Below are 4545 nucleotides of genomic sequence, written 5' to 3' on the forward strand. Positions count from 1 at the left end.
CCACTCACGCAGAGCCGAAATAATAATCTCACGACCTATCATGGTCACAGCAGGAATAGTCACCCAAAGAGAATGATAATGCTCAACCACCAGCACCATCGCGGTTGCAACCATCACCTTATCAGCAACTGGATCGATAAAAGCACCAAAGCGCGTCGTCTGATTAAGCTTGCGTGCCAGATACCCATCAAACCAATCCGTCACTCCGGCAATAAAGAAGATTAACGCGGTCGCAAACGGAGCCCAAGAGTAAGGCAGATAGAATGTGACCACAAAAAATGGGATAAGCAATAGCCGGATGAAGCTGAGGATATTTGGAATCGTTAAACGCATAATTTATTAGTTCTTATGATTGACTTCTTTAGGGTGCCGCAAAGCTAACTGTGTTGCAATGCGTCATAAATTTTCTCGGCCAAGGACTTACTGATACCGGGTACCTTGGCGATTTCTTCTCTGCTTGCTCTTTTTAGTTCTTGTAGACCACCCATATACTTCAATAATGCTTGTCTGCGCTTTGGTCCAATACCTTCAACATCTTCCAATGCACTGCGTTTTCTGACTTTGGCTCGTTGAGCCCGGTGACCGCTAATCGCGTGATTATGGCTTTCATCGCGAATATGCTGTACCAAATGCAAAGCCGGCGAATCAGACGGCATTGAGAACTCTTCCCCTGTAACCAAAAGTAGGGTTTCCAGCCCAGGTTTACGTGTGGTTCCCTTTGCCACCCCCACCAACATTGAACGCTTCGGCCACTCTTTCATCAGCGGGTTAACTACATCATACGCTCTTGAGAGCTGACCTCTACCCCCATCGATAAAAATTATGTCGGGAATCTTATCTGGATCTAATTGTTTTCCATATCTTCGTGCAAGAACCTGCGCCATTGCAGCATAGTCATCGCCCCCGGTGATCCCGGTAATGTTATAACGGCGGTACTCCTGCTTTAGCGGCCCGTCCTGATTGAACACCACACAAGAGGCAACAGTCTTCTCTCCCATGGTATGGCTAATGTCGAAACACTCCATACGATCGAGAGTGTTGAGTTTTAATGCCTTGCTCAATGCCGTAAAACGCTGCTGGATAGTCATCTTGTGATTGAGCTTGCTCGTCAGTGCGGTGCTGGCGTTAGTTTGCGCTAACTTCTGGTAGCGAGCCCGGTTTCCGCGTGATTGGGTTTTCAGCTCAACCTTTCGCCCGGCCAGCTCGGTCAAGGTCTCGGTCAGCACGTTTTTTTCCTCGCCCAAATCGGCTCCGAGCAAAATCACCGAGGGGATAACCCGGCCTTCAGCCTGGTTAAGGTAAAACTGGCTGACAAAACTGGAGAGCACTTCCGTCAAATCGGCATCATTGGGCATTTTGGGGAAGTAACTGCGGCTGCCGAGGATTTTGCCCTGACGGATATAGAGCGCGTGGATACAAGCCATTCCCCGCTCATGAGCAATACCGATCACATCCATATCATCTTCGTTGTCATGGCTGACAAACTGCTGCTCCTGAACCCGGCGCAAGGCTTGGATCTGGTCCCGATAGGTCGCCGCCTTCTCAAAGGCAAGCTGCTGGCTGGCCTGTTCCATTTTTTCAACCATCGAGGCGATAACCTGGCGATCTTTGCCCTGTAGGAACAAGCGCACAAAATTCACCTGCTCCTGATAATCTTCATCACTTACCAGCCCCTTCACACACGGGCCAAGGCAACGACCAATCTGGTACATCAGGCACGGACGGCTACGGTTGGCGTATACAGAATCTTCGCACTGACGCACGGGAAAGATTTTTTGCAGCAAGTGAAGGCTTTCGCGAACGGCGCCCGAGTCAGGATAGGGGCCAAAATACTCCCCTTTGCGTTTCTTGGCACCCCGATGAATCATCAGTCGAGGATGGGCGTTGGCGCTCAGGAAGATATAAGGATAGGACTTGTCATCTCGCAGCAATACATTGTACTTGGGCAAGTACAACTTAATGTAGTTGTGCTCGAGGATCAGCGCTTCTGTCTCAGTGTGCGTTACGGTGACATCCACTTTACGTATATTCTTCACCAAGGCACGGGTTTTCTCTCCCGACACATTGATACGAAAATAGCTCGACAGGCGCTTTTTCAGATCTTTGGCTTTGCCAACGTAGATGACCTCGTCAGCCTCGTCGTACATTCGGTATACGCCGGGCTGATGAGTAACGGTTTTGAGAAAGCTTTTTGAATCAAAGCTTTTTTCGTCAACAGATTCGGACACTACAACGTCTCTGTGTCTAACATTCCATGACGAATTGCAAGGTGGGTCAGCTCTACATCACCGTTGATGTCCAGTTTATTGAACAGGCGATAACGATAACTGTTAACCGTTTTGGGGCTTAAGTTCAGCTGCTCAGAAATCTCTGTCACTTTCTGACCTTTGGTGATCATCATCATGATCTGCAGCTCACGCTCAGACAGGTCTTTAAAAGGATTCTCAGAATCTGGTGCAAACTGGCTTAGCGCCATTTGTTGTGCAATTTCTGGGGATATATAGCGTTGTCCGCTATTCACCATACGGATCGCGTTGACCATTTCATCCGGGCCAGCACCTTTAGTCAGGTAACCAGCTGCACCCGCCTGCATCACTTTGGTCGGGAACGGATTTTCGGTATGAATGGTTAAAACGATAATTTTGACATCGGGATTAAAGCGTAAAATCTTACGTGTCGCTTCAAGGCCACCGATCCCAGGCATATTCATATCCATAAGAATGATATCCGCGTGTTCAGCACGGCACCACTTTACGGCTTCTTCACCACTGTCGGCTTCCCCTACCACTTTTATACCACGGACATCTTCAAGAAGACGTCGGATCCCTGTGCGAACCAGTTCGTGATCATCTACAAGGAATACATTAATCAAGCTGTATCTCCAATATGATTTGGCTCTGCACCCAGCCGAAATTGGCGGGATAGCTATTACTGATCTTACCCAATTTTACCCTAACTTGAAATCTGAACTGATGCTGTTTCTGTGTATCAGCGCAAAGTTTCCGCTAGAGTTCATACTTGACAAAAAGGGCTCTAATACTGTTTTTTGCATGTTCGAAACTCAATCATGCTGCACAGCAGTATTTACCATATATGCAAAAAAATAAAGTATAAAATTCAATATATCCAGATGGTTATCTGCCACACAGGGAAATAGACTTACATCATATATATTGAGTATGTTCTTAATAGCAAGGTAACACTGATAACACTATGAGGTATAGGAAAAAATCGGCTTTACGCGAACAATTTTCGAACAAATAACAATTATCTCTTTTCATATCTATAACTTATAGACATGATAAATAAAATAACGTGCTAGAATCCAAATCGCAGCACTGTCTAACTATATGTACAATTTTAGCTTAAAAAGCCCAATAAAAAGATCATCACAATTTTGCAGTATCTAACTAAATCTAGAATTTGTATCAATTTTGCGATTATTTATGATTAGGTGGCTCATAACCTGAGTGCGAAATGGTCATCTTAGTTCCCGCAAGCATCACGCTCCCCCTCAGGCCAAAGACAAGGGAGCGATTAACATTTAGACGTCTAGATGTAAGGCTTTCCTTTATTGCTTTGCTTCATGTATGATTGCCACCGCTTATGTCTACCCACATAACCGCACTTGCTCAAAATGGATATTTGCGCACAGGCAATAACACACCACTGGTGTGTTTTTTTGTTCCTGTTGAATAGTTTGGCGGCCGTCTGCTTCTACTAGAGCTTTTCAGGTAGGCATGGCAAAGAAAATACCCATAAAGAGTAAATTAAAGGTTATGTCATGAATCTTTCTGCCAAGACAGTGGTCCTTATTGCCATCGGCGCAGCGCTATATGGTATAGGGGGCCTGCCTATGTTTGGTATCCCTGTTTTTGCTAACACTACACTAAAACCGGCTATGGCTGTATTGGCACTATTCAGCGTATTATTCGGACCACTTGTCGGCTTTCTGGTGGGCTTCATTGGCCACTGGGTAACAGACTTGTTTGCTGGTTGGGGCGTGTGGGTTACCTGGGTGCTAGGCTCAGGCATCGTCGGGATGCTAATCGGCCTCTATCCAAAAATCACCAAAGAGCGGCTGGAAAAAGGTCTGTTTTCAAAGCTCGATTTCACCTTGTTTATCTTACTGGCCTTTATAGGCAACGTGCTCGGATATGGCTGCTCGGCCTTTCTCGACGCCGTTCTTTACGCAGAACCGTTCACGAAAGTCTTGGCGCAGCTAACCATTATTGCCGCAGGCAACACCGTTCTCATTGCCGTTGTCGGTCACTTCATTCTGACCGCCGTTGCCAAGCGAAAAAAGCAAAGCTACAACCTGAAAGAGGCTTACTAGAGCATGACTATTGCGTTTTCTAACTTCTCGTTCAAATATTGGGCATTAGAAAAACCGACCCTTAAGAACATCAATCTCACGATTGAAAAAGGCGAGAAGGTCGTCATTGTCGGCCCAAGCGGCAGCGGCAAGTCAACCCTTGGTCAGTGCCTAAATGGCCTCATCCCGTTTGCAATCAAGGGTGATATCACCGGAAGTCTGTCTATCAA

5 protein-coding genes are annotated in these 4545 nt (G+C 46.4%); 2 read left to right on the top strand and 3 right to left on the bottom strand.

Annotated elements, in window-relative coordinates; translation table 11 throughout:
• The 3 genes from pgsA to uvrY all read right to left on the bottom strand — a co-directional run.
• On the bottom strand, window positions 1-333 hold a 333-nt coding region (gene pgsA, locus MHN01_RS17555; protein WP_239412523.1), incomplete at its 3' end, for a CDP-diacylglycerol--glycerol-3-phosphate 3-phosphatidyltransferase.
• A 44-nt stretch (window positions 334-377) separates the two neighbouring features.
• Window positions 378-2228, bottom strand: a complete 1851-nt coding sequence (gene uvrC, locus MHN01_RS17560; RefSeq protein ID WP_370646519.1) for an excinuclease ABC subunit UvrC — start codon at window positions 2226-2228, stop codon at window positions 378-380.
• Entirely contained in the window at window positions 2228-2872 is a 645-nt protein-coding gene (uvrY, locus tag MHN01_RS17565; protein WP_075766377.1) for a UvrY/SirA/GacA family response regulator transcription factor, read from the bottom strand. The genes uvrC and uvrY overlap by 1 nt, the downstream gene beginning before the upstream one ends.
• Before the next feature lie 912 nt (window positions 2873-3784).
• Here uvrY and MHN01_RS17570 point away from each other — a divergent pair.
• Window positions 3785-4336: an ECF-type riboflavin transporter substrate-binding protein gene (locus MHN01_RS17570; protein ID WP_239412524.1), complete on the top strand. Its 552-nt coding sequence runs from the start codon at window positions 3785-3787 to the stop codon at window positions 4334-4336.
• A 3-nt stretch (window positions 4337-4339) separates the two neighbouring features.
• Window positions 4340-4545, top strand: a 206-nt coding sequence (locus MHN01_RS17575; RefSeq protein ID WP_239412525.1) for an ATP-binding cassette domain-containing protein, incomplete at its 3' end; no start/stop codon positions are given.

Origin of the sequence: Photobacterium sp. OFAV2-7, from assembly GCF_022347985.1 — a bacterium.
GTDB lineage: Bacteria > Pseudomonadota > Gammaproteobacteria > Enterobacterales > Vibrionaceae > Photobacterium.